The sequence below is a fragment of the Kosakonia sp. WA-90 genome (assembly GCF_039871955.1).
Lineage (GTDB): Bacteria > Pseudomonadota > Gammaproteobacteria > Enterobacterales > Enterobacteriaceae > Kosakonia > Kosakonia oryzendophytica.
Genome location: NZ_JBDPLJ010000002.1, coordinates 416,833 through 438,877, shown reverse-complemented (window position 1 = coordinate 438,877; position 22,045 = coordinate 416,833). Strand labels below are relative to the sequence as shown.

The window sequence follows — 22,045 nt, the reverse complement described above, 5'->3', positions numbered from 1 at the left end:
AACCGTACCGCGCACTGTATTGTGTGCTCCGTTCGTACTAGAGTAGCGAAAGCCATAGAAACGTTTCTATGGCTCTCTGCTTTGAAGGAGCACACCTGTCATGTCTGCTGTTGATGTCTTATCCGGTCCTGCAATAGAGATACGCGACGCCTGTCCTGACGACGTACACGCTATTGCGTCCCTCTATGCCTGGCACGTTCTGCATGGCCGCGCCTCCTTCGAAGAAGTCCCGCCGACCATTGACGATATGCGTAACCGCATGAACAACGTCGCCAGCGATGGCCTGCCGTGGCTGGTCGCCCTCTACCATGGCATTGTGGTCGGCTACAGTTACGCCCATTTTTACCGTCCGCGCGAGGCGTATCGCTACACGCTGGAAGAGTCCATTTATGTCGATGCCAGTATGATTGGTCGCGGCATTGGTAGTACGCTGATGGGCGCGCTCATCGACCGTTGCGAAGCCGGGCCGTGGCGGCAGATGATTGCTGTAATCGGTGATGGCAACAACAATACGGGTTCGTTGCGCCTGCATAAAAAGTACGGGTTTGAACTGGCCGGGCAACTGCGCAGCGTCGGCTATAAAAAAGGGGACTGGCGGGATACGTTGATTATGCAGCGCCCACTCAACGACGGTGACTGGACGCTGCCGGAATAATTAATCGTTTTGCGCGGTCTGCGCGTCATCGTCGGCCGGGTTTTGCGCCATTTGCGCCGCTTTCTGACGCTTATAGCTTAATGCAGAAGCCGGTACCGGCTGGGCTTTCCCGGTTTCAATCCAGGTCCGCAGACGGCTGGCATCAGCAAAGTGCGTGAACTTACCAAACGCATCCATCACCACCAGCGCCACCGATTTGTTATTGATGACGGTACGCATCACCAGACAATGTCCTGCCGCATTGGTAAAGCCGGTTTTTGTCAGTTGAATATTCCAGTTATCGCGGTAGACCAGATGGTTGGTGTTGCGGAACGGTAACGTGTACGCCGGGTTCGCAAAGGTCGCCATCTCTTCACGCGTGGTGCTCAGTTGCCCCAGCAGCGGATATTGTTTGGTCGCGATCAGCAGTTTGGTCAAATCCCTCGCGGTAGAGACGTTGTGGATTGACAACCCGGTCGGCTCAACAAAATGCGTATTGCTCATGCCGAGCGCTTTCGCTTTGGCGTTCATCGCGGCAATAAAGGCGTTATAGCCACCCGGATAGTGGTGCGCCAGGCTTGCTGCTGCACGGTTTTCCGATGACATCAGCGCCAGTAGCAGCATATTTTTACGGCTGATTTCGCTGTTCAGACGCACGCGGGAGTAAATCCCTTTCATTTCCGGCGTCTGACTGATGTCCACCGTGAGTTTCTCATCAAGCGGCAGTCGCGCATCCAGCACCACCATCGCCGTCATCAGTTTGGTGATAGAGGCAATAGGACGCACCAGATCGGGATGACTGGAATAGATAACTTGATTGGTTTGCAGATCGACAATCATCGCGCTACCTGAAGCAATCTCAGGTTGTGCGGCAACCGTCGGGGTAGTCGTTTTCGCAACAGCAAATGGCGCCACAGGCGCAGCCAATAATAAGGCCAGGCTTAATAAGGAGACTCGAAATTTCTGCATGATGAGACTTCTGAAGATTATTCACGCACGTTATTACGCACACCGCGTCTGTTAGCAGGAGCAATAGCAGAGCTGGCTTTGGCATAATAGCCGCCATGCAGGGTTGTCGCCAGAGGATAATCATTGCGAGAGATTGCGTTGCCGGCTTTTACACCAGCAACGCAAGATTCGGAGAACAGGTATCAGAACAATCGGTAGCCATAACCCCAAAGGATCACGGTTAACGCCAGCAAAACTTCCAGCACCAGTACGCCGATTGCCAACGTTGAACTGGAAAAACTCAGCCCCTCTTCCTTGTTAATACTCAGGAATGTTGGGATACCGATATAGAGCAGATAACCGGTGTAGAACAGCGCCACCGTGCCCACCAACACACACAGCCATACCAGCGGGTAAAGCGCCACAATTCCGCTCAGAAACAGCGGCGTCGCGACATAACCGGCAAAGACCATACAGCGCCCCAGTGATGGCCGTTGCGGGTAGCCGCGCGCCATCCACCAGATCACGCGCCCCATCACCGCTACGCCCGCCAACATCAGGGCATAGAACAGCACCGCCAGAGAGAAACCGGTCACCCATGACAACGTCACGACACTGTTCTCGCCGAAATTCCAGCCTATTTGCGTGGTGCCAATAAAGGCGCAAATCACCGGAATAGCGGCCATGATTAATACATGGTGAGTGTAGTGATGCGAAATGGTTTCGTTTTCACCTCTGATAACCTGCATTTCACGATCGGGATGGGAAAGAAGTCCCCAGACATGGTTCATAACGCCCCCTTGCTGAATGCCCGGACATCGACACTTCCAGTATAATTCACTATTTCGCTTATTTTATGTACAACTCAAAAAATGCTGCCGCGGCAAAGTACGCTCTTCTTCCGGCGCGAGTGCGATATCAGGTGTATGCTTACAGGCGTTTTACCGGGAGGACGTAAACACAATGGATATCAATAATCTGATTAGCCAGTATGGCTACGCCGCGCTGGTGATTGGCAGCATTGCCGAAGGCGAAACCATTACCCTGCTGGGCGGGGTAGCCGCACATCAAGGGTTACTGCGTTTCCCACTGGTGGTGCTGTCTGTTGCGCTGGGGGGGATGATTGGCGACCAGTTGCTCTATTTGCTGGGCAGGCGTTATGGCATGAAGATCCTGCGGCGTTTTTCCCGCCACCGCGCGAAGATCCATCAGGCGCAAACACTCATTCGCCGCCACCCTTACCTGTTTGTGATTGGCTCGCGATTTATGTACGGCTTTCGCATTATCGGCCCGTTATTGATTGGCACCAGCCATCTGCGGCCGAAAATTTTCCTGCCGCTGAACATCATTGGCGCTATCGTCTGGGCGCTCATCTTCACTACGCTGGGATATATTGGCGGCGAAGTGATTGGTCCGTGGCTGCACCAGTTCGACCAGCATGTGAAACGCTGGATTTGGCTGGTTATCGCGGTGGTGCTGGTTGTGTGCCTGCGTGGCTGGCTCCGGCATCGTCGGAAAAAACGCCAGAGCCGCTCCGCAGAGAAGGACTAGCCGGTTTTCGGTTTAAACTGCGGGTTCGCCAGCATAAAGCCACCATCAATAATCATCGATTGACCGGTGGTGTAGCTGGCATCATCAGAACAGAGCCAGGCAACCATGCTGGCAATCTCCCGGGTTCTTCCCGGTCGCGCCAGCGGAATGTCGGGCATTGAACCCGGTGTGGCATCTTCATCGCGCATGTTGTTCATCGGCGTGGCTATCGCGCCGGGTGCAACGGCATTGACCAGGATGTTATGCTCAATCAACTCCAGCGCCATGGATTTGGTTAACCCTCCCAGCGCATGTTTGGCCGCAGTATAGGCGCTGGCTTCCGGTAATGGCGTGTGCTCGTGTACCGAGGTAATGTTCACAATGCGCCCGCCCTGCCCCTGTTTAACCATCTGCCGGGCGGCGATTTGTGAGCAAAGAAACGCGCCATCGACATCCACGGTAAAAATGGTGCGCCACTCTTCAAATTTCACGTCAAGAAATGGCGCTTTGCTCATGGCTCCGGCGTTATTCACCAGCGCGTCGATACGCCCGAAGCGGGCAATCAGCGAATCAATCGCCTGCGCTCCTTGCGGTAACTGACTGAGATCCAGCTGAATGGTCTCCGCACGTCGCCCCCGTTTTTCAACGTGCCGGGCCGTCTCTTTTGCGCCTTGTTCATCGGAATGCCAGGTGATACCGATATCAAACCCCTGCTCCGCCAGCATCAGCGCACATTGCTTGCCGATACCGGAATCTGCTGCAGTAACAATTGCGACTTTCGTTGCTGTCATGTTTCACCCTCCGGTTAACGTATGAACAGCTAAGTATAGAAAAAAGGCAGGATGCTGAGAGATTGCCTAAGCTTTGCACTACCTGAACAGCCGGAAGGACGAGGAAAATGTTAAAGATTTTACTTTGGGTGATCCTGATTATCTTCTTGATTGGTTTGTTGGTAGTGACGGGCGTGTTTAAGATGATTTTTTGAGTGCGAACCGGGTGCGCTCATGCACACCCGGTCATTGCAGGTTATTTGCCCTGCGCACTGTAATTGATCGGCACCCAGCGGTATCCCTCTTCGGCTTTCATCACCTTACCAAGGCCGGGGAAGGCAATGTGCGCTGCAGCTATCCAGTCACCTTCGCGGGCGGCCTGAGCCAGCACGTTCTCCCGCGTCGCCACCGCCTGCTGACGATTGACGTCAAAATGGATCGCCACCTCAGGCTGAGGTAACTGCACCGGGTGTGCGTGAATAATATCGCCCCACAGCAGCAGTGTCTTACCCGCGTGGCTGACACGGTAGATCACGCTGCCGGGCGTATGACCCGCGGCGGGAATAGCATCAATGCCAGGCATAATCTGTACCGGGGCGTGGAAGGGACTGAGCTTACCGGCATCAATCACCGGACGCAGCGAACGCTCAGACTCGGCAAAAGTGTGGCGCTGCCCCTCTTCCACATCGCGTTGATGTGCGGGGTTGAGCCAGAAATCCACATCGCGCTGATCCACACGCACGGTGGCATTCGGGAAGACGGGTTTGCCCTCACGCTGTACACCCCCGGAGTGATCTGCATGGATATGGGTCAGCAGCACCGTATCGATAGCCTGTGGATCGATACCTGCTGCCCGCAGGTTCTCCGGCAGGTGACCGCCCGCGTCGCCAAATAATGGCCCGGCGCCAGCATCCACCAGGATCAGTTGCTTACCGGTGTTGATCACAAATGCGTTGATGGAGGTTTCTGCGTTTACCGGCAGGTTTGCCTGCGCCATCCGCGCTTTCAGTTTTTCCGGCGTAATAGGGGTGAGCAATTTATCAAACGGCACAGCTACGGTGCCGTCAGAAACGGCGGTGATTTGCCAGTCGCCCAACGCCATGCGGTAATAGCCCGGTGCCTGCGCCTGCTGCGTCGACAGCGGTGTCGCGAGCGCGTTGAGACTTGCCCCAGAGACCAGCAGCGCCAGTAATAATGGATAATATTTCATTGTCTGCTCCGATAGTTTCAGTTGCGCCAGTATCCCGCCGCCGCTACTATCATTCCAATTGATTGGAGCAATAATGACTATCAAAGAGAATGATTTTCGCAAGATCGATCTTAACCTGTTGATCGCCTTTGCGGTGCTGTTTCGCGAACAGAGTGTCTCTGCGGCGGCGGATAAACTGCACCTCGGTCAGCCCGCGGTCAGCGGTGTACTTTCACGCCTGCGCACCCTGTTCGACGATCCTTTGTTTATCCGCAGTGGCCATCGCATGCAGCCCACCGCCCGCGCGGAAGAGTTGCATACCGGGTTGTTGCCCCTGCTGGAGCAATTACAGAGCACGCTGTTTCAGCAAGCAGCGTTCGATCCCCGTACTGTCACTGTGTCGCTGACGCTGGGTATGGCTGATTGGGTTGAGATGTGGCTTATGCCGAAGCTGATACCGGCGTTACAGCAGGCCGCACCAGGTATGCGCCTGAGTGTAATTGCCAGCGATCCGTTTAGCGATGCTACGCGGCTGGAAGGCGGGGAAATGGATATGGCAATAAGCGTCGCCACGGACGGACCACGCTGGCTGGAACGGGAAGTTCTGACAACCATGTCGTTTGTCACACTCTGGCATCCCCAGCAGTTAACGTTAACCACGCCGCTGGATATCGACAGCTTTGCTGCACAGCCCCATCTGATGGTCAGCTACCGGGAAGCCACCGGCAGCCATTTTGATGCGCTGCTGGCTAAAACCGGCCACCAGCGTCGTATCCATTACACGACGCCACATTTCGCTGCACTGCCGGGATTGCTGGCGACGATGCCTGCGCTGGCTACGGTGCCCTCGGGCCTTGCCGCAGAATGGCAACGTACGCACGGTCTGATGGCGAGTCCGGTACCGCTGGAAGCGGAACCGATAGACGTGGCGCTGCTGTGGCACCAGCGCCACAGCAGCGATCCGGCAGTGATGTGGCTGAAAACCTTTATCACTGACTTGTTGATGTAACAACCGTGCCCGGCGTATCAACACCGGGCATGTTCCGCTTACTTCAGGCTTTCCCCATTGCTGGCGATCACATCGCGGTACCAGTAAAAGCTTTTCTTGCGACTGCGTGCCAGCGTACCGTTACCGCTATCATCACGATCGACATAGATAAAACCGTAGCGTTTGGAGATTTCAGCTTTCGACGCGCTCACCAGGTCGATCGGCCCCCAACTGGTGTAACCCATTACCTCAACGCCGTCTTCAATCGCCTCGCGTACTTGTACGAGGTGATCGTTCAGATAATCGATACGATAGTCGTCGTTAATACTGCCATCTGCTTCAACCTTATCTTTCGCGCCAAGCCCGTTTTCTACAATAAACAAGGGCTTCTGCCAACGATCCCACAGCATATTCAGCAGCGTGCGCAAACCGAGGGGATCGATCTGCCAGCCCCATTCAGAACTTGCCAGATGCGGGTTCTGCACCATGCTGAGAATGTTGCCGCGCGCTTTCTGATTCAGCTCTTCATCCGTCGTGACACATCCGGTCATGTAGTAGCTGAAGGAGATAAAATCGACGGTCGATTTTAGCGCGTCGCGATCGGCATCCGTGATCTCAATGCTGATGCCATTGTCGCGGAAGTAGCGCAGCATATAGCCCGGGTACGCGCCACGGCACTGAACATCGCCAAAGAACTCCCAACTACGGTTCTGCTGCAGCGTTTCGAAGATGTCTTCCGGCTTGCAGGTCAGCGGATACATCAGCCCCCCCAACAGCATATTGCCGATTTTCCCGTCAGGGATTATGTCGTGGCAGGCTTTTACCGCCAGCGCACTGGCGACCAGTTGATGATGAATTGCCTGGAAGACGTCTGCTTTGCTGCTGTTTTCGGGTAACCCCACACCGGTCATCGGTGCATGCAACGACATATTGATCTCGTTAAAGGTCAGCCATAGCTTGACCTTGTGCTGATAACGGGTGAACACTGTACGCGCATAGTGTTCAAAGAAGGCAATGGTTCTACGATTGCCCCAGCCGCCATACTGTTTCACCAGTCCCCACGGCATTTCGTAATGTGAGAGTGTGACCAGCGGTGTAATGCCATGTTTCGCTAATTCATCAAACAGCTTGTCATAAAAGGCCAACCCGGCTTCGTTAGGTGTGCTTTCATCGCCGTTGGGAAAAATACGCGTCCAGGCAATCGACACTCGCAGGCAGCTAAACCCCATCTCTGCAAAAAGCGCGATATCTTCTGGATAGCGATGATAGAAGTCGATAGCGACATCTTTCAGGGCGCTGTCGCCCGGCACACGTTCAACCACATCGCCGAATACCCCTTTCGGCTGCACGTCGGAGGTGGAAAGCCCCTTCCCGTCTTCCAGATACGCGCCTTCGACCTGATTTGCGGCAATCGCGCCGCCCCATAAAAATGTTTTCGGAAACGATTTCATTGCTGGCTCCTTTGATTAACGGGCGACCGCCAGCAGCGGCATCCCGGCTTGAACTGAGGTTGACGCGACGGTGCTGATGCTCCCGAAGCTGTCGCTGTTACTGATAATAATCGGCGTGGCAAGATCGAACCCGGCGGCAATTATCGCAGCGCGGTCGAACTCCAGCAGCAGGTCGCCCGGCTGCACGTTGTCCCCCACCCGGACATGGGCAGTGAAGAGTTTTCCATCCAGCTTGACCGTGTCGATGCCGACATGAATCAATATTTCAATGCCGCTGTCGCTGAGCAGACCAATGGCATGTTTAGTTTCAAACAGTGAGGCGACTTGTCCGGCAAACGGTGCAATCACTCGCCCCTCCTGCGGAATGATGGCCACGCCCTGGCCTAACAGACCGCTGGCGAAGGTGCTGTCTGGCACCTGGTCCAACGCCAGCACGGTGCCGCTCATCGGCGCAAGCAGTGCGTTATCATCAGTGGCGGCGACCATTTGCGGCTGATCACGTTCGGTGGACACCTTCGGTAACCCGGCAATAAATGTCAGAACGCAGGACAACACCAGTGCGATAACGCTGCCGAGGATTCCGCCCCACAACGTCGCATCTACGCCGCCTGGCGGAATCATCTGCGCAAAGGTGAAGATATTCCCGAAACCGAAGGAGTAGACATGCGTGCCGCTAAAGCCGACGATCGCGCCGCCCAATGCCCCGGCCACACAGCCGAAAATAAAGGGTCGGCGCAGCGGTAATGTCAGACCGTAAACGGCCGGTTCAGTGATGCCGAAGATACCTGCCGCAATTGAGGAGCCCGCCAGCGCTTTTTGCCGACCGTCGCGGGTGCGCAGGAAGATACCCATCGTTGCGCCCACCTGCCCAAATACCGCAGGTAACAGGATGGGCAACATCGTATCCTGCCCCAGGACCGCAATGTTATTGATCATCAGCGGCACCAGCCCCCAGTGCAGACCGAAAATCACGCAAACCTGCCACAACGCACCCAGTGCTGCGCCAGCCGCCCACGGTGCCCATGTGTAGATGGTTTGATAACCGAAAGCCAGCATCTGGCTCAGCCAGGTCGCCACCGGGCCGATGATCAGAAACGTCAGCGGTACGGTGATGGCAATACACAGCAGCGGTGCAATAAAGTTTTTGACGGCGGAGTGTAAAAAGCGATTCCCCTGTTTCTCCAGCCAGCAACTTACCCAGGCAGCAAGAATAATCGGGATCACGGAGCCGCTGTAATTCAGAAACGTCACGGGGATACCGAGAAAGCTTTCACTGACCGCATCAGCCCCCTGACTGGCGTTAAAGGCGCTGAGCATCAGCGGATGCGTTAATGCGCCACCAATCACCAGAGTGGTAAAAGGATTACCGCCGAATTTTTTACCCGCGGTGTAGCCCAACACTAATGGCAGGAAGAAAAAGAGTGCATCACTGGCGGCGAACCAGATTTTGTACGTTCCGCTTTCGGCGGTGAGCCAACCGCATACTATCGCCAGCGACAATAATCCCTTGAGGATCCCCGACGCAGCCAGAATGCCAATAAACGGCGTAAAAATGCCGGAGACGATGTCGATCAATCGCCCGAACAGGTTGTCTTTCTCGTCAGAGGTCGCAGCGGGCGTGTCGTCTGTTATCCCGGCTTCGTTGCGCACCGCCTGCCAGACATCGTGGACATGGTTGCCGATGACCACCTGAAACTGCCCACCGCTTTCGACGACCATGATCACGCCAGGGTTGGCTTTCAATCCTTCGGCATCGGCTTTTTTCATCTCTTTTAATTTAAAGCGCAACCGCGTAGCGCAGTGCACCAGACTGTTGATGTTTTCCTTGCCACCAACGTGGCTCAGAATCTCTTTCGCCAGCGCTTGATATTCCATGCTGTGTTCCTTGCTTCATGCCCGAGGGCGGTGACTGAGTAAAAAAAAACCTGAGACCGGCACCTCACGGTACCGAACTCAGGTTTTGCCTGCGTTGTATCACGCAGTAACAATCCAGGTAATGCCAGAACGCGAGGCGTAGCCCTAGCGCCGATCTTTTCTCACTCGCTCAATATGGATGGCGAGAAACATAATTTCCTCTGTGGTCAACTCACGCTGATAGGTGCTGACCAGATGACGAGCCACCTTTTCCGCACACTGCCATGCCAGGTTGTAGTTCTCTTTGACCGCCTGGTGCAGGGAGAGATCGTCATCTTCCACAACCGTGCGGCTCAGCATACGCTGAGAGAAAAACTTCAGATGTGTCACAAATCGGTGATAGCTAAGGGATTCCTCATCGTATTCCTGCTTTAACTGATACTTCACGATATGCAGAATCTCCTGCATCACTTTGGTGATATGCATCACTTCAGGCATTTCGCTGTTCAGTTGCGCGGTCACCAGATGCAGGGCAATAAAACCCGCCTCATCTTCGTCTAACTCCACCCCAAGGCGTTTGGCGAGGATTGCCCGTGCTTCCTGGCCCAACTGAAACTCTTTTGGGTAAAGACGCTTAATCTCCCACAGCAGCACATTGCGGATCACCGCCCCTTTTTTCTGCCGCTCAATGGCAAAGAAACAGTGATCGGTCAGGGTGATGTAAAGGCTCTCCTGCAACTTGCCAAGCCGCTCGCGCGCCAGTTCAATAATGCGATCGCAAGCGGTCATCACCTCCAGCGGGATCTGACTCAGCAGTTCACCAAGGCGACGCACCAACTCATCGCTTTGCAGTGCAAACACCTTTTCGATACAGCGTTCGTCCAGAGGATCGCCGGGACGTTTCTGAAAGGCGATTCCTCTGCCCATCACCACCTGCTCGCGTTGGTGCTCGTCCAGCACTACCACGACGTTGTTGTTTAATACTTTGGCGATCTTCATCACGACCCCAGAAACAAAAAAACCTGATCTCCGACAGAAGCCAGATAATCAGGTTTAGCCTGCTTTCGCAGTAACAATCCACCTGAGCACTCTACCAGCTTCCCCACGGCGAACAACGAGACAGAAAACAAACTGTGATCGTCGTCTCAGCCAGGCGCTTAACGAAAAAGCGCTTTGTATTGTGATTCATACTGAGGTGCATCCCACTCACCATCCAATAGTGTCCAGGTGATATAACCCTTATTCAACCAGCCGGTATCGGTGTCTGCTTCTGTCGGCATCAGCACTTTCTCGCTCATAACCTGCTGTGCGCGGCCATCATCGAGTAACTTGTAATAGTGCTGTGGCGCAGGGAAACGTTCGTTGCCAATGTACTTCTCTCCCTTGATGGCGCTTTTCACCAGTGGCGGGTAGTTAATACTGAGTCCTGACCCTACAGGCAGTACAGGCTGCCCCGGTTGCCACTTGCTGTGCAGCCTGTCCACCAGTGAAACCAGATAGTCAACAGATTCTGGCCAATATTGATGTGTGCTGGGCCAGCCTGCTTTCATCTCTTCAGCTGTGAACAGATAGCCGATGCTGGCGGCAATGGCCGGAAAGCCATAACGTACCGCACGGGCCGCTGCGCCGACGGTACCGGAATTGAGTTGCGCCACCCCGGTGTTCGGACCGTCGTTAACGCCGGAAATTACCAGGTCTGGCGGTGTATCCCGGAGTACGCCAAGCAGGCCGAAATCCAGTGAATCTGCGGGTGTGCCAGGGAAGCAATAGCGTTTTTCCGCCACCTTCTTCACGTCAAAAATTTTGTTGGGCTTAAAGGTAATTGCCGAACCAATTCCGCTCTGATTAGTAGTGGGCGCCACCATCCATACGTCGTACCCTTTGGCGGCGAGCTTCTCCTGCAAAGAAGTGGTGCCTGGCGATTCGCATCCGTCGTCGTTAACCAACAGAATGCGCATCGCCTGTTCGGCAGCCTGCGTATGCGCCGCAGTGAGCGAAGTGAGTAGTAATGCCAGCACTGGTTTATTCATTTTAATTTTCCTTTTATTAATGCAGACCAAATTTGTATTCCATTGTCACGCCGCCACCGATCCCTTTCGAACGGTGAAATGTCCGCTTGTCGTCCGTCAGCCATGGTTTGCCATTCACCAACTTCCAGCTATAACTCGGGCCAAATCCGGCAAACAATGAGAAACCCTCGATACTTTTTGGCGTCCATGAAACATATCCGCCGTATTCCCACTGCGTTAATGACGTTGCTTGATATCGTGCTCCATAGCCATAATTGCCATAGACCCCAAAGGTAAATTCTGGCGACAGACGATATTTCCCGTATAAATACAACATCTGTTCGCCATCGTTGACATAATCATTCCCTTCCCCATCTGCCGGACTATTAAATGCCCCGCGAGTATTTTTCCCCATATGCCAGTAAAAATTCCCCAGACCATTTTCAAGATGGGCGTTTGTTTTTGACCAGGCTATTCCGGATTCAATCTGCTGATATTGATAACCCAGTAGCGCGAAAAAATGTTGAGCGTCATGTGTAAAACCGCGAGCGCCCTCCCATTCATCCAGCCCGCGATTGTAATACCAGGCACTGCGTAATAAGATATTTTCCTTTTTACCGAGCGGCACGGTAAATTGCGTCTCCAGCCCCTGACGCAACAGATAATGATGGCTTTCACCGGCAACCCAGGTCACCCGGGAATATTTCGTTGGGCTCCAGCTCATTTCTCCGGTGACGATATAATCGATAGGTTTATTACTCTTCAGCGTATAAAAGCCTCGCTTTTCCGGTTCATCGCGTTCGGAAAAACGCGTGACCCAGGCACCGCGAGCCGACAGCGTCCCCCAGCCTGTTTCCGCGCGGATACCCTGCCAGGTACTCGGGGCTGCGCGACTACGAGTGACGTTGAGCACGCCGAACTTATACAACTGTTGCCAACCGGCGAACAGCCTGGCGTAGGCATCGCCCTCTTCCCATTTCACCTTTGCATAGAGTTGGCCTATCTTGTTGAACCCTTCCGCATGGCCGTTTTTATCGCGCAGCAGGTCTCTGCCGGCGAAGTCATCGTTAGCGTACAGCTTCGCCACGCTGTACCAGGATGCATCAACGCCGACGGTTTCCTGGTACCAGCCACTTTGGTAATCCAGCAACGCACCTTGCGCCCAGGCATTTTGTTCGCCGATACCGGCCTGCTCTTGCTGGTCGTTGGTGCTTAACATCCAGACATTTTTCAACGTCACCGTAAACTGACTATCTTCAAGAAATCCCTGGGTGGCGACAGGAAAGGCATTAGCGGAAATTGCTGCACAACTCCAGCCGGAAATAAAAACCAGAGGTAATGTTAATTTAAATAGCGTCATACTGTTCATTCCATTTTATATTCAGACCACAGGAACGCCGTCGAATTACTTTCAACACCCGCGACTGATCAGTATTTATTTAAACAGTTCACATAAACGTTTCTATTAATCAGGCCATTAAAAAGACAAAAACCCAAACCCATAATTCGCCAGACTATGAATTATGATGGTTTAGGTTTTGCCTGTATAACAGTAACAATCCTGATGTGCTGCGCGGATATAAATAACACGCTGCACACCAATCTACCAGAGGCTTATTTTACAAATCAGCAGAAACGTGATTTAGCTCGCGAGAAATTTCTTCTGCAATTTCAGCAGATGTTTTACAGGTTCGAATAATAGAAAATAGATGTCCTGCTTCTATATATTCTTTACGCAAATAACCCAGCCACTGTTTAATACGTGCGACATGATATAAGCCCGTATCGCCCTGTTTTTCCAGCTGGACATATTTCGCCAATAAAGCAACGACCTGCGGCCATGGCATGCGAGGTTCGTTGTACTTAATCACCCGGCTGAGGTTCGGTACATTCAGTGCACCGCGCCCAATCATCACCGCATCGCACCCGGTGACTGCCATGCAATCCTGCGCGCTTTGCCAGTCCCAGATTTCACCATTGGCCACCACGGGAATAGACAATCGCTGGCGGATGTCACTGATTGCCTGCCAGTTAATGCGCTCTGCTTTATAACCATCTTCTTTGGTGCGGCCATGCACCACCAGTTCTGTCGCACCGGCCTGTTGCACCGCATCGGCAATCTCAAACTGGCGCGCGGGGCTGTCCCACCCCAGACGCACTTTTACCGTGACCGGCAGATGAGCAGGAACGGCCTCGCGCATTGCTTTCGCGCCGCGATAGATCAGCTCGGGATCTTTCAACAGCGTCGCGCCACCACCGCTGCCATTAACCAGCTTCGACGGACAGCCGCAGTTCAGATCCACGCCCCATGACCCGAGTTCAACCGCCCGAGCGGCGTTCTCCGCCAGCCACTGCGGGTATTGCCCCAGTAGCTGTACACGCACCAACGTACCGGAAGGCGTGCGGCTTTGTCGGTGCAGTTCAGGGCAGATTTTATAAAATGATTTTACCGGCAGCAGTTGATCCACCACCCGCAAAAACTCGGTGATGCAATGATCGTAATCGTTAACCCCGGTAAGCAGCTCGCGCACCAGCGAATCGAGCACACCTTCCATTGGCGCCAGTAATACACGCATAAATCACCCCAAAAAAATGAGGCGCCATAGTAGCGCCTCTGTCACGGCGTGGAAAGTGCCTTTATCGGGCGGAAAAACTACACTTGCCGGTAGCCCGCGGGGAAAATCTTGTGGGAATGCATAACGTTCCAGAATGGAATGTTTGGTATGCTCACAATTCATGATGTGATCAGTAGCACGTTTTTAGCTTTAATTGTATGATGAATGCGTTTCAGCAAGGGCTTTCACCATGAGTAAATCATTGAATATTATCTGGCAATATCTGCGTGCTTTTGTACTTATCTACGCCTGCCTGTACGCAGGGATCTATATCGCGTCACTTCTGCCCATCACGATTCCCGGCAGCATTATCGGTATGTTGATCATGTTCGTACTGCTGGCGCTACAAATCCTGCCCGCGAAGTGGGTCAATCCGGGCTGCTATCTCTTGATCCGTTATATGGCGCTGCTGTTTGTGCCTATCGGGGTTGGCGTGATGCAGTATTACGACCTGCTACGCGCGCAATTTGGTCCCATTATTGTTTCCTGCGCAGTCAGTACGGTGATTGTATTTCTGGTGGTGAGCTGGAGCACTCATCTGGCGCATGGTGAACGTAAAATCGCCGGGCAAGAAGGTGATAAAGAATGATGACGTATATTTGGTGGTCGTTGCCACTGACGCTGGCGGTCTTTTTTGCCGCCCGAAAACTTGCCGCGCGTTTCAAAATGCCGCTGCTGAACCCGCTGCTTGTCGCCATGGTGGTGATCATTCCCATCCTGCTGCTAACCGGTATCCCTTACGATCACTACTTTCAGGGCAGCAAAATCCTCAACGATCTGCTGCAACCTGCGGTGGTCGCACTGGCCTTCCCGCTTTATGAGCAGTTGCACCAGATCCGTGCGCGCTGGAAATCGATTATCACCATCTGCTTTTGCGGTAGCCTGGTGGCAATGATTTCCGGTACCGCCATCGCCCTGCTGATGGGGGCAACGCCGGAAATCGCCGCATCGGTGTTGCCAAAATCCGTCACGACACCGATTGCGATGGCCGTGGGGGGCAGCATCGGTGGCATTCCCGCCATCAGCGCCGTCTGCGTGATTTTCGTTGGCGTGCTGGGAGCGGTCTTCGGTCATACTTTTCTCAATCTTATGCGCATACATACCAAATCCGCCCGCGGGCTGGCGATGGGTACGGCTTCGCATGCGCTGGGCACCGCGCGCTGCGCCGAAGTGGATTATCAGGAAGGGGCATTCAGTTCACTGGCATTAGTGATCTGTGGGATTATTACTTCGCTGGTGGCTCCGTTTCTGTTTCCATTGATCATGGCTGTATTGCGATAAACTTTGCGATTGGTCGCGCAATTTTAATTTCAGTTTCATAAGTTGCACATGCAATGTGATAAAAATCACACATAATCACCCTGTTGCCCCGTAAACTACGGTTCCAATACACGATTATGAGGCAACGCCATGCATTCACGTTTTCACACTGCGTTTTCCGGGCTTGCGGGAGATTTGCAAACCGCGCTGGCGCCTCTGCTGGCGGATGAGCACTTCCCCGCTATGCTGAGCGCGGCGCAGGTGGCGACTTTGCGTAGCGCCACCGGCATGGATGAAGATACACTGGCCTTTGCGCTGTTACCGCTTGCAGCGGCCTGCGCCCGCACCGATTTGTCGCATTTCAATGTTGGCGCTATTGCCCGTGGCGTCAGTGGCATCTGGTACTTTGGCGCCAATATGGAGTTCCGCGGTGCAACGATGCAACAAACCGTACACGCCGAGCAGAGCGCCATCAGCCATGCCTGGCTTCGCGGCGAAAAAGCCCTCTCTTCCGTCACCGTGAACTACACTCCTTGCGGGCATTGCCGCCAGTTTATGAATGAACTGAACAGCGGGCTGACCCTGCGCATTAACCTGCCGGGACGCGCCCCCCATACGCTGGGCGATTACCTGCCGGACGCTTTTGGCCCAAAAGACTTGGAGATCAAAACGTTATTGATGGACGAGCAGAACCATGGTTTTGCTGTGAGCGGAGAACCGTTAGCACAAGCAGCGATCAGCGCAGCGAACCGCAGCCACTCCCCTTACACGCATTCTCCTTCCGGGGTTGCGCTCGAATGTCGTGATGGGCGTATTTTCTGCGGCAGTTATGCGGAAAATGCCGCTTTCAACCCGACACTGCCACCGTTGCAGGGCGCACTAAACTTGCTCAATCTGAGTGGTTTTGATTACGCAGATATTCAACGCGCGCTGCTCGCTGAACGCGCTGATGCGCCACTCACACAGTGGGATGCAACCGTCGCCACGCTGCGTGCATTGGGCTGCCAGCACACCGACCGCGTACTGCTTGCATAATGTCTGTCACTGCGGGTTCACGCCCGCAGTGATGAAAAAGCCCGCAATTGAACCTCTGTTTCTTGCGCTTGCCGGACGGGTAAAGTAGCCTGAGTTAAATTTCAAACCTGTACCGAGTCTCCTGCATGTTAAAGCGTTTGCTATACAGCCTGTTAGTCCTGATCGGCTTACTGCTGTTAACGGCGCTGGGTCTTGATCGCTGGATGAGCTGGAAAACCTCGCCCTATATCTATGACGATTTGCAGGATCTGCCCTGGCGGCAGGTGGGCGTTGTGCTTGGCACCGCGAAGTACTACCGCACGGGTGTTATCAATCAATATTACCGTTACCGTATTCAGGGCGCGCTGAACGCCTATAACAGCGGTAAGGTCAACTACCTGTTGCTCAGCGGCGATAACGCGATGCAAAGCTATAATGAGCCGATGACCATGCGTAAGGATTTGATTGCCGCAGGTGTCGATCCCTCCGACATCGTGCTCGACTATGCTGGTTTTCGCACCCTCGATTCGATTGTCCGTACGCGTAAGGTCTTTGATACCAACGATTTCATCATTATCACCCAGCGTTTCCACTGTGAGCGTGCGCTGTTTATCGCCCAGCATATGGGGATCCAGGCGCAGTGTTACGCCGTGCCATCGCCAAAAGATATGTGGAGCGTTCGGGTGCGGGAATTCGGTGCGCGGCTCGGCACCATCGCGGATCTCTATATGTTCAAGCGCGAGCCACGATTTTTAGGCCCGCTGGTCCCCATTCCATCCTTGCAGGAAGTGCCTGATAATGCGCAAGGTTACCCGGCCGTCACCGCCGGGCAACTATTTGAGATGCAAAAGAAAGGGAAAAACTGATCCGGCGTCAGTACGCCGACACATTGCGGTTGGCGCTCTTCACGGGTCTGATAAGGGTAAAATCCCGCGCCCTAAACGCACGGTGATCGATAACCTCCTCCTCGTTCCTGTCAAGCGTCCATAAACCGCTCAGCGCATTAAAGGAGAATATCGTCTCCCCCTCCGGCGTATCGACAAGGTACTCGCCGGTTTTTAAATACCCCGCCGAGCAGTGAATACGGGCTGGCGCTGCGTTCTTCATTTTGAATTCGATTTTGCGAAAACCGGTAGGCACCGTGCAAAAACAGTAAAACGGCAGGGAGGTGACCTTGATATCGCCGGGAGTGGCAACCACTTCGCCATCGCGCAGTAATTCAATGCCCTTAAGGCAGAAATTCACATGGTTGGTTTTTTCGTGCGGAAGGTGATCAACTTTAAAATACACAACATTCATAGGCGCCCCTCTGAGCTGCAGATACTAATTTCAGAGATTTACCTTTCAAGCGTAAGTACCGACGGAGCGGAAGGCATTCAGAATTGACTTAATTGTTAAATCTGCCGGCTAATTGCGCACGCTCCGGGACGAAATTTGCAAGCGTATAAAAACTATCGCGCAGAGCACAAAAGCGTTTAAAAGCGGCTGCGCGAAGTCTCTTAAAGGGTGTCAGGCGACTTTGTCTTCACAGCGGTGCAAACTGCGCTCCAGGTCATAGATCAGGCTCTTGACCATTTCCGGTGTCAGGCTAAAAAATTGCGAATCAAAAGTTGTCGCGCCAGGTCCATAAGGCGACGTACTGTAGCCAAATTTGACTACCACACCATTTAAATCTTCCACCGGCCCAACCTGCCAGCCGATCACGGGAAATGCAGGAAACGCGAATTCTTTGTCCATCAGAATTACCTCATTAATGCTGTGCCTTATTTGAGCGTAGCATCGAAGCGGAAAATTTAACAAATTTGTTTGGACAAAGTTTTTTTTCGCCTCCTCCCCGTTCATACCGTATAAATGACAGGCATAAAAAAAGCCCGCTGAAACAGCGGGCTTGTTGAATATGACACGCTTATTTCTTACGCGCGTATTTCAGTGAGTCCAGCGCCACCGCAAAGATGATGATGCCGCCTTTGATGATGTACTGCCAGTACGGGTTAATACCAATATAGGTCAGACCGTAGTTGATAACGGTGAAGATAATAACACCGGTCACCACGCCCAGTACGGTACCCACACCGCCGCTGAAGGAAACGCCGCCCACCACACAGGCTGCGATAGCATCCAGCTCATACATAAAGCCGAGGTTGTTGGTCGCAGAACCGATACGGCCCGCTTCCAGCATACCGCCAAAGGCATAGAACACCCCGGACAGCGCATAAATCATCAGCAGGTTCAGCGCCACGTTCACGCCGGACACTTTCGCTGCTTCCGGGTTACCACCGATAGCGAAAATGTTTTTGCCAAAGCGGGTTTTATTCCACAGGATCCAGACAAAGACGACGGCAATTAACGCATAGAAGGTGATATACGACAGTCGGAAACCACCCAGCGCAATGAAACCCTGTGTAAAGGAGGAGAAACCACTGTCGAAGCCAGAAATCGGCGATGCACCTACAAAGTCGTAGTACAGGGAGTTGATACCGTAAACGATGATCATCGTACCCAGCGTGGTGATAAACGGTGTTACGTTCAGGTAAGCAATAACGATACCGTTCACCAGCCCGATAATCGCGCCAATGGCGCAAACAATCAGGATCACCACCGGAATCGGCATGGTGGCCATGTCCGGGAAGACTTTATTGGCGTTTTCCATGGATTGCAGCAGCGTTGCGGCAACCACCGCTGCCAGGCCCACCTGGCGCCCGGCGGAAAGGTCAGTGCCCTGTGTAACAATCAGCCCCGCCACGCCCAGCGCGATAATAATACGCACAGAAGATTGGGTCAGAATGTTACTTAAGTTCAGCAGACTTAAGAATGTGGGATCCTGGAAAATAATAATGGCCAGTAACACTAAAAGAACAACATAAATGCCGCCGTCTTTCAGATAAGTGAGAAAAGTTTTTTTATTTAACGCACTCATGAGGAGCCCCTGATCTTAAAGGTGCAAAGACGCAAGACGGAGAATTTCGTTTTGCGTTGTGGTTTTAGTGTCAACAATTCCGGAAACGAGGCCATTGCTCATTACCAGAATACGGTCAGTGATGCCTAACAGCTCAGGCATTTCAGAGGAAATAATAATGATCCCCTTATTCTTTTTCGCCAGTTCGGCAATCAACTGATAAATTTCAAATTTCGCACCAACGTCAATACCACGCGTTGGTTCATCGAGCATTAAGATTTCTGGCTGAGTTAATAACCAGCGACCGATAATGACTTTTTGCTGGTTACCACCAGACAGTGAACCAATTTGCGTACGGTGTCCTGGCGTTTTCACGCGCATTGAATCGATAACCCATTGGGTATCACTCTTCATGCGGCTATTATCCAGCAAACCGACTTTGTTCTTGTAATTCTGAATATTGGAAATCAGCGAGTTAAAACCGATATCGAGATAAGCATAAATACCGGTAGAACGACGCTCTTCGGTTACCAGAGCAAAGCCATTATTAATCGCTTCATTCGCATTATGATTATTAATTAGCTTGCCATGCAGTTTAATGGTACCGGCGGATTTCTCACGGATACCAAACAGCGTCTCGACGATATCAGTACGTTTTGCGCCAACCAGACCGGCGATACCGAGAATTTCGCCTTTGCGCAGATCAAAGGAGACATCGCGAATAGACGGCTGACGCAACGAGGTCAGGTTACGCACTTCAAGGATCGTTTCGCCTGGCTCGTTATGCTTGTCCGGGAAGCGCTGGTTCAGCGAACGTCCCACCATCATGGCGATGATCTTATCCATATCCAGCCCTTCCAGCGGCTGAGTGGCAATCCACTGGCCGTCGCGCAGGATGGTTATTTCATCGCACAGTTGGAAGATCTCTTCCATTTTATGAGAGATATAAACAATACCGCAGCCGCGATCTTTCAGCTTACGGATAATTTTAAACAGATGATTGACTTCTTTTTCCGTCAATGACGACGTTGGTTCATCCATAATAACGATTTTGGCGTCATAGGAGAACGCTTTCGCAATTTCAATCATCTGCATTTGCGAAACAGATAATGTGCCCACGCGTGCCCGCGGGTCGATATCGATATCCAGCTCATCAAAGATAGCTTTCGTATCGCGGTACATTTTATCCTGATCGACAAACACGCCTTTAGTGGGATAACGCCCCAACCACATGTTATCCATCACGGAACGTTGCAGCACCAGGTTAAGTTCCTGGTGAACCATTGAGATACCATTTTCCAGTGCTTCTTTAGCCGAATGGAAATCGATCTCTTTCCCCTGAAAAAGGATGCTGCCGGAATCTTTTTGATAGATCCCAAAAAGACATTTTAATAACGTTGATTTACCCGCGCCGTTCTCACCCATTAATGCATGAATAGAATGAGGACGAACTTTTAAATTGACATTATCGAGTGCCTTTACGCCTGGAAAAGACTTGTTGATATTGCTCATTTCCAACAAGAATTCACCTGACGACTGAGTATTATTGCTGACCATAATTGTACCTTGTTGGCCTGGCATATCATGTTGTTATAAAAGGGCGTATTGATTAATACGCCCTGTGAAAAAAGACTAGCTAAATATTATTTACCAGTAATCTGATCAAGGTTGTCTTTATCTACACCCACGTAAGGAATACGAACAACTTTGTTGTCGATCTTCCAGTTGGTGCCATCTGCGGCGCCTTTACCTTCGGCGAGGTTTTTCGCCAGGTCGAAGCTGGCTTTCGCCTGGTTATTGGCATCGTTCAGTACGGTACCCGCCATTGCGCCGGATTTAACCAGTGCCAGGGCTTCAGGCAGCGCATCCACGCCAAATACCGGAATTGAGCTCTTGTTGTGCGCTTTCAGCGCTTCAACAGCACCCATCGCCATGGCATCGTTGTTGGCAATGACCACTTCAATTTTGTTTGCGTTCGGGCCGGAGAGCCAGGCATCCATTTTGTCTTTCGCCTGTGCGGTATCCCACATTGCGGTATCCAACGCCAGTTGCTGCGTTTTGATGCCTTTATCGTTCAGCTCTTTGATAACGTAAGTGGTACGTGCTTCAGCATCCGGATGGCCCGGTTCGCCTTTCAGCAGTACGAACTGGATCTGACCGTCTTTGTTCAGGTCCCAGCCCGGATTTGCCGCCCAGTGTTTGGCGATCAGGTCGCCCTGGATAACACCGGATTCTTTAGAGTCGGTACCGACGTAGTACGCTTTGTCATAGCTATCCAGCGCTTTACGGGAAGGTTCTTTGTTGAAGAATACCACCGGCACGTTCTGGCCGCGGGCTTTCTCAATAACGGTGCCTGCAGCAGCCGGGTCAACCAGGTTGATGGCCAGCGCTTTCACGCCTTTCGCCAGCAGAACGTCAATCTGATCATTCTGTTTGGATTGGTCATTCTGGGAGTCGTTCATCAGCAGCTGAACATTTGGCGCTTCTTTGGCATCTTTCTCAATCGCCTTACGCACAACGGACATAAAGTTGTCGTCATACTTATAGATGGTCACACCAATGCGGGTATCCGCTGCGTGTGCGGCTGCGCCGAAAAGCATGCTTGCCATTACAGCAGACAGAGTCAACACCTTCTTATTCATGGTATCTCCGGTTTTTTATATGCAGGGTAGTTCTTGTGAAAAATGCTCGGTGGGAAGTATGTTATTGAAACGTTACTTTCGACCGAAGTTCACTCTAAAAAATCCATTCGTCCGTGTACGGTAACGCTCCACAAATTCGCTTTCTTCGATGTGTCATGGCGGCTATGCACTGCTAAAGTGATTAATCACCGTTACATCGTGTTTCAGCTTCTAAGACGCTGACATCATAGTCAGCGCCTTGTTAA

Annotated in this window: 22 protein-coding genes; 7 read left to right on the top strand and 15 right to left on the bottom strand. The window is 52.6% G+C overall.

Features of this window, described 5'->3' with window-relative positions:
* Positions 1-100 precede the first annotated feature (100 nt).
* Entirely contained in the window at positions 101-655 is a 555-nt protein-coding gene (locus ABGA49_RS05280) for a GNAT family N-acetyltransferase (RefSeq protein WP_061494021.1), read from the top strand.
* Here the strand turns inward: ABGA49_RS05280 and pbpG are convergent, their stop codons facing one another.
* Both pbpG and ABGA49_RS05270 read right to left on the bottom strand, forming a co-directional pair.
* Positions 656-1,603, bottom strand: a complete 948-nt coding sequence (gene pbpG / locus ABGA49_RS05275; RefSeq protein WP_061494020.1) for a D-alanyl-D-alanine endopeptidase — start codon at positions 1,601-1,603, stop codon at positions 656-658.
* 182 nt (positions 1,604-1,785) lie between these two features.
* Entirely contained in the window at positions 1,786-2,373 is a 588-nt protein-coding gene (locus tag ABGA49_RS05270) for a Yip1 family protein (RefSeq protein WP_061494019.1), read from the bottom strand.
* A gap of 172 nt (positions 2,374-2,545) precedes the next feature.
* Here ABGA49_RS05270 and ABGA49_RS05265 point away from each other — a divergent pair, with 172 nt between their 5' ends.
* Complete coding sequence (locus tag ABGA49_RS05265; RefSeq protein ID WP_061494018.1) at positions 2,546-3,133, top strand: DedA family protein; 588 nt, start codon at positions 2,546-2,548, stop codon at positions 3,131-3,133.
* On the opposite strand, the gene ABGA49_RS05260 is transcribed toward ABGA49_RS05265, so the two are convergent.
* Together ABGA49_RS05260 and ABGA49_RS05255 are read right to left on the bottom strand one after the other, a co-directional pair.
* Positions 3,130-3,903, bottom strand: a complete 774-nt coding sequence (locus ABGA49_RS05260) for an SDR family oxidoreductase (RefSeq protein ID WP_061494017.1) — start codon at positions 3,901-3,903, stop codon at positions 3,130-3,132. The genes ABGA49_RS05265 and ABGA49_RS05260 overlap by 4 nt on opposite strands.
* A 235-nt stretch (positions 3,904-4,138) precedes the next feature.
* Positions 4,139-5,092 carry an MBL fold metallo-hydrolase gene (locus ABGA49_RS05255; RefSeq protein ID WP_061494016.1) on the bottom strand — a complete coding sequence of 318 codons (954 nt, stop codon included), beginning with the start codon at positions 5,090-5,092 and terminating at the stop codon, positions 4,139-4,141.
* A gap of 73 nt (positions 5,093-5,165) precedes the next feature.
* On the opposite strand from ABGA49_RS05255, the gene ABGA49_RS05250 reads away from it, so the two are divergent.
* On the top strand, positions 5,166-6,080 hold the full coding sequence (locus tag ABGA49_RS05250) for a LysR family transcriptional regulator (RefSeq protein ID WP_347665228.1): 915 nt from the start codon (positions 5,166-5,168) through the stop codon (positions 6,078-6,080).
* A 38-nt stretch (positions 6,081-6,118) separates the two neighbouring features.
* On the opposite strand, the gene ascB is transcribed toward ABGA49_RS05250, so the two are convergent.
* The 6 genes from ascB to dusC all read right to left on the bottom strand — a co-directional run bounded on the left by ascB (position 6,119) and on the right by dusC (position 13,949).
* Positions 6,119-7,510, bottom strand: a complete 1,392-nt coding sequence (ascB, locus tag ABGA49_RS05245; RefSeq protein WP_347665227.1) for a 6-phospho-beta-glucosidase — start codon at positions 7,508-7,510, stop codon at positions 6,119-6,121.
* A 15-nt stretch (positions 7,511-7,525) separates the two neighbouring features.
* On the bottom strand, positions 7,526-9,385 hold the full coding sequence (bglF, locus tag ABGA49_RS05240) for a PTS beta-glucoside transporter subunit IIABC (RefSeq protein ID WP_061494013.1): 1,860 nt from the start codon (positions 9,383-9,385) through the stop codon (positions 7,526-7,528).
* Between the two features lie 144 nt (positions 9,386-9,529).
* Complete coding sequence (bglG, locus tag ABGA49_RS05235) at positions 9,530-10,363, bottom strand: transcriptional antiterminator BglG (RefSeq protein WP_061494012.1); 834 nt, start codon at positions 10,361-10,363, stop codon at positions 9,530-9,532.
* A 158-nt stretch (positions 10,364-10,521) separates the two neighbouring features.
* Entirely contained in the window at positions 10,522-11,394 is an 873-nt protein-coding gene (surE, locus tag ABGA49_RS05230) for a 5'/3'-nucleotidase SurE (RefSeq protein WP_061494011.1), read from the bottom strand.
* Between the two features lie 16 nt (positions 11,395-11,410).
* Positions 11,411-12,733 carry an OprD family outer membrane porin gene (locus tag ABGA49_RS05225; RefSeq protein WP_088238077.1) on the bottom strand — a complete coding sequence of 441 codons (1,323 nt, stop codon included), beginning with the start codon at positions 12,731-12,733 and terminating at the stop codon, positions 11,411-11,413.
* 259 nt (positions 12,734-12,992) lie between these two features.
* Entirely contained in the window at positions 12,993-13,949 is a 957-nt protein-coding gene (gene dusC, locus ABGA49_RS05220; protein ID WP_061494009.1) for a tRNA dihydrouridine(16) synthase DusC, read from the bottom strand.
* A 229-nt stretch (positions 13,950-14,178) separates the two neighbouring features.
* Here dusC and ABGA49_RS05215 point away from each other — a divergent pair, with 229 nt between their 5' ends.
* The 4 genes from ABGA49_RS05215 to sanA all read left to right on the top strand — a co-directional run bounded on the left by ABGA49_RS05215 (position 14,179) and on the right by sanA (position 17,128).
* Positions 14,179-14,577 carry a CidA/LrgA family protein gene (locus ABGA49_RS05215; protein WP_061494008.1) on the top strand — a complete coding sequence of 133 codons (399 nt, stop codon included), beginning with the start codon at positions 14,179-14,181 and terminating at the stop codon, positions 14,575-14,577.
* A complete protein-coding gene (locus ABGA49_RS05210; RefSeq protein ID WP_061494007.1) occupies positions 14,574-15,269 on the top strand; it encodes a CidB/LrgB family autolysis modulator in 696 nt (231 codons plus the stop codon). Before ABGA49_RS05215 ends, ABGA49_RS05210 begins: the two co-directional genes overlap by 4 nt.
* A gap of 129 nt (positions 15,270-15,398) precedes the next feature.
* Positions 15,399-16,283, top strand: coding sequence for a cytidine deaminase (gene cdd, locus ABGA49_RS05205; RefSeq protein WP_088238079.1), 885 nt, complete (start codon positions 15,399-15,401; stop codon positions 16,281-16,283).
* 125 nt (positions 16,284-16,408) lie between these two features.
* On the top strand, positions 16,409-17,128 hold the full coding sequence (gene sanA / locus ABGA49_RS05200) for an outer membrane permeability protein SanA (RefSeq protein WP_061494005.1): 720 nt from the start codon (positions 16,409-16,411) through the stop codon (positions 17,126-17,128).
* Positions 17,129-17,135: 7 nt separating this feature from the next.
* Here sanA and ABGA49_RS05195 read toward each other — a convergent pair whose 3' ends face one another.
* The 5 genes from ABGA49_RS05195 to mglB form a co-directional block, all read right to left on the bottom strand.
* Positions 17,136-17,561: a hypothetical protein gene (locus tag ABGA49_RS05195; RefSeq protein WP_088238080.1), complete on the bottom strand. Its 426-nt coding sequence runs from the start codon at positions 17,559-17,561 to the stop codon at positions 17,136-17,138.
* Between the two features lie 210 nt (positions 17,562-17,771).
* On the bottom strand, positions 17,772-17,999 hold the full coding sequence (locus ABGA49_RS05190) for a hypothetical protein (protein WP_061494003.1): 228 nt from the start codon (positions 17,997-17,999) through the stop codon (positions 17,772-17,774).
* Between the two features lie 169 nt (positions 18,000-18,168).
* Positions 18,169-19,179, bottom strand: a complete 1,011-nt coding sequence (gene mglC / locus ABGA49_RS05185) for a galactose/methyl galactoside ABC transporter permease MglC (RefSeq protein WP_088238081.1) — start codon at positions 19,177-19,179, stop codon at positions 18,169-18,171.
* A gap of 15 nt (positions 19,180-19,194) precedes the next feature.
* On the bottom strand, positions 19,195-20,715 hold the full coding sequence (mglA, locus tag ABGA49_RS05180) for a galactose/methyl galactoside ABC transporter ATP-binding protein MglA (protein ID WP_061494001.1): 1,521 nt from the start codon (positions 20,713-20,715) through the stop codon (positions 19,195-19,197).
* An 86-nt stretch (positions 20,716-20,801) separates the two neighbouring features.
* The gene (mglB, locus tag ABGA49_RS05175; protein WP_061494000.1) at positions 20,802-21,800 is read right to left on the bottom strand and encodes a galactose/glucose ABC transporter substrate-binding protein MglB; all 999 of its coding nucleotides are present in this window, start codon (positions 21,798-21,800) and stop codon (positions 20,802-20,804) included.
* Positions 21,801-22,045: the final 245 nt, after the last annotated feature.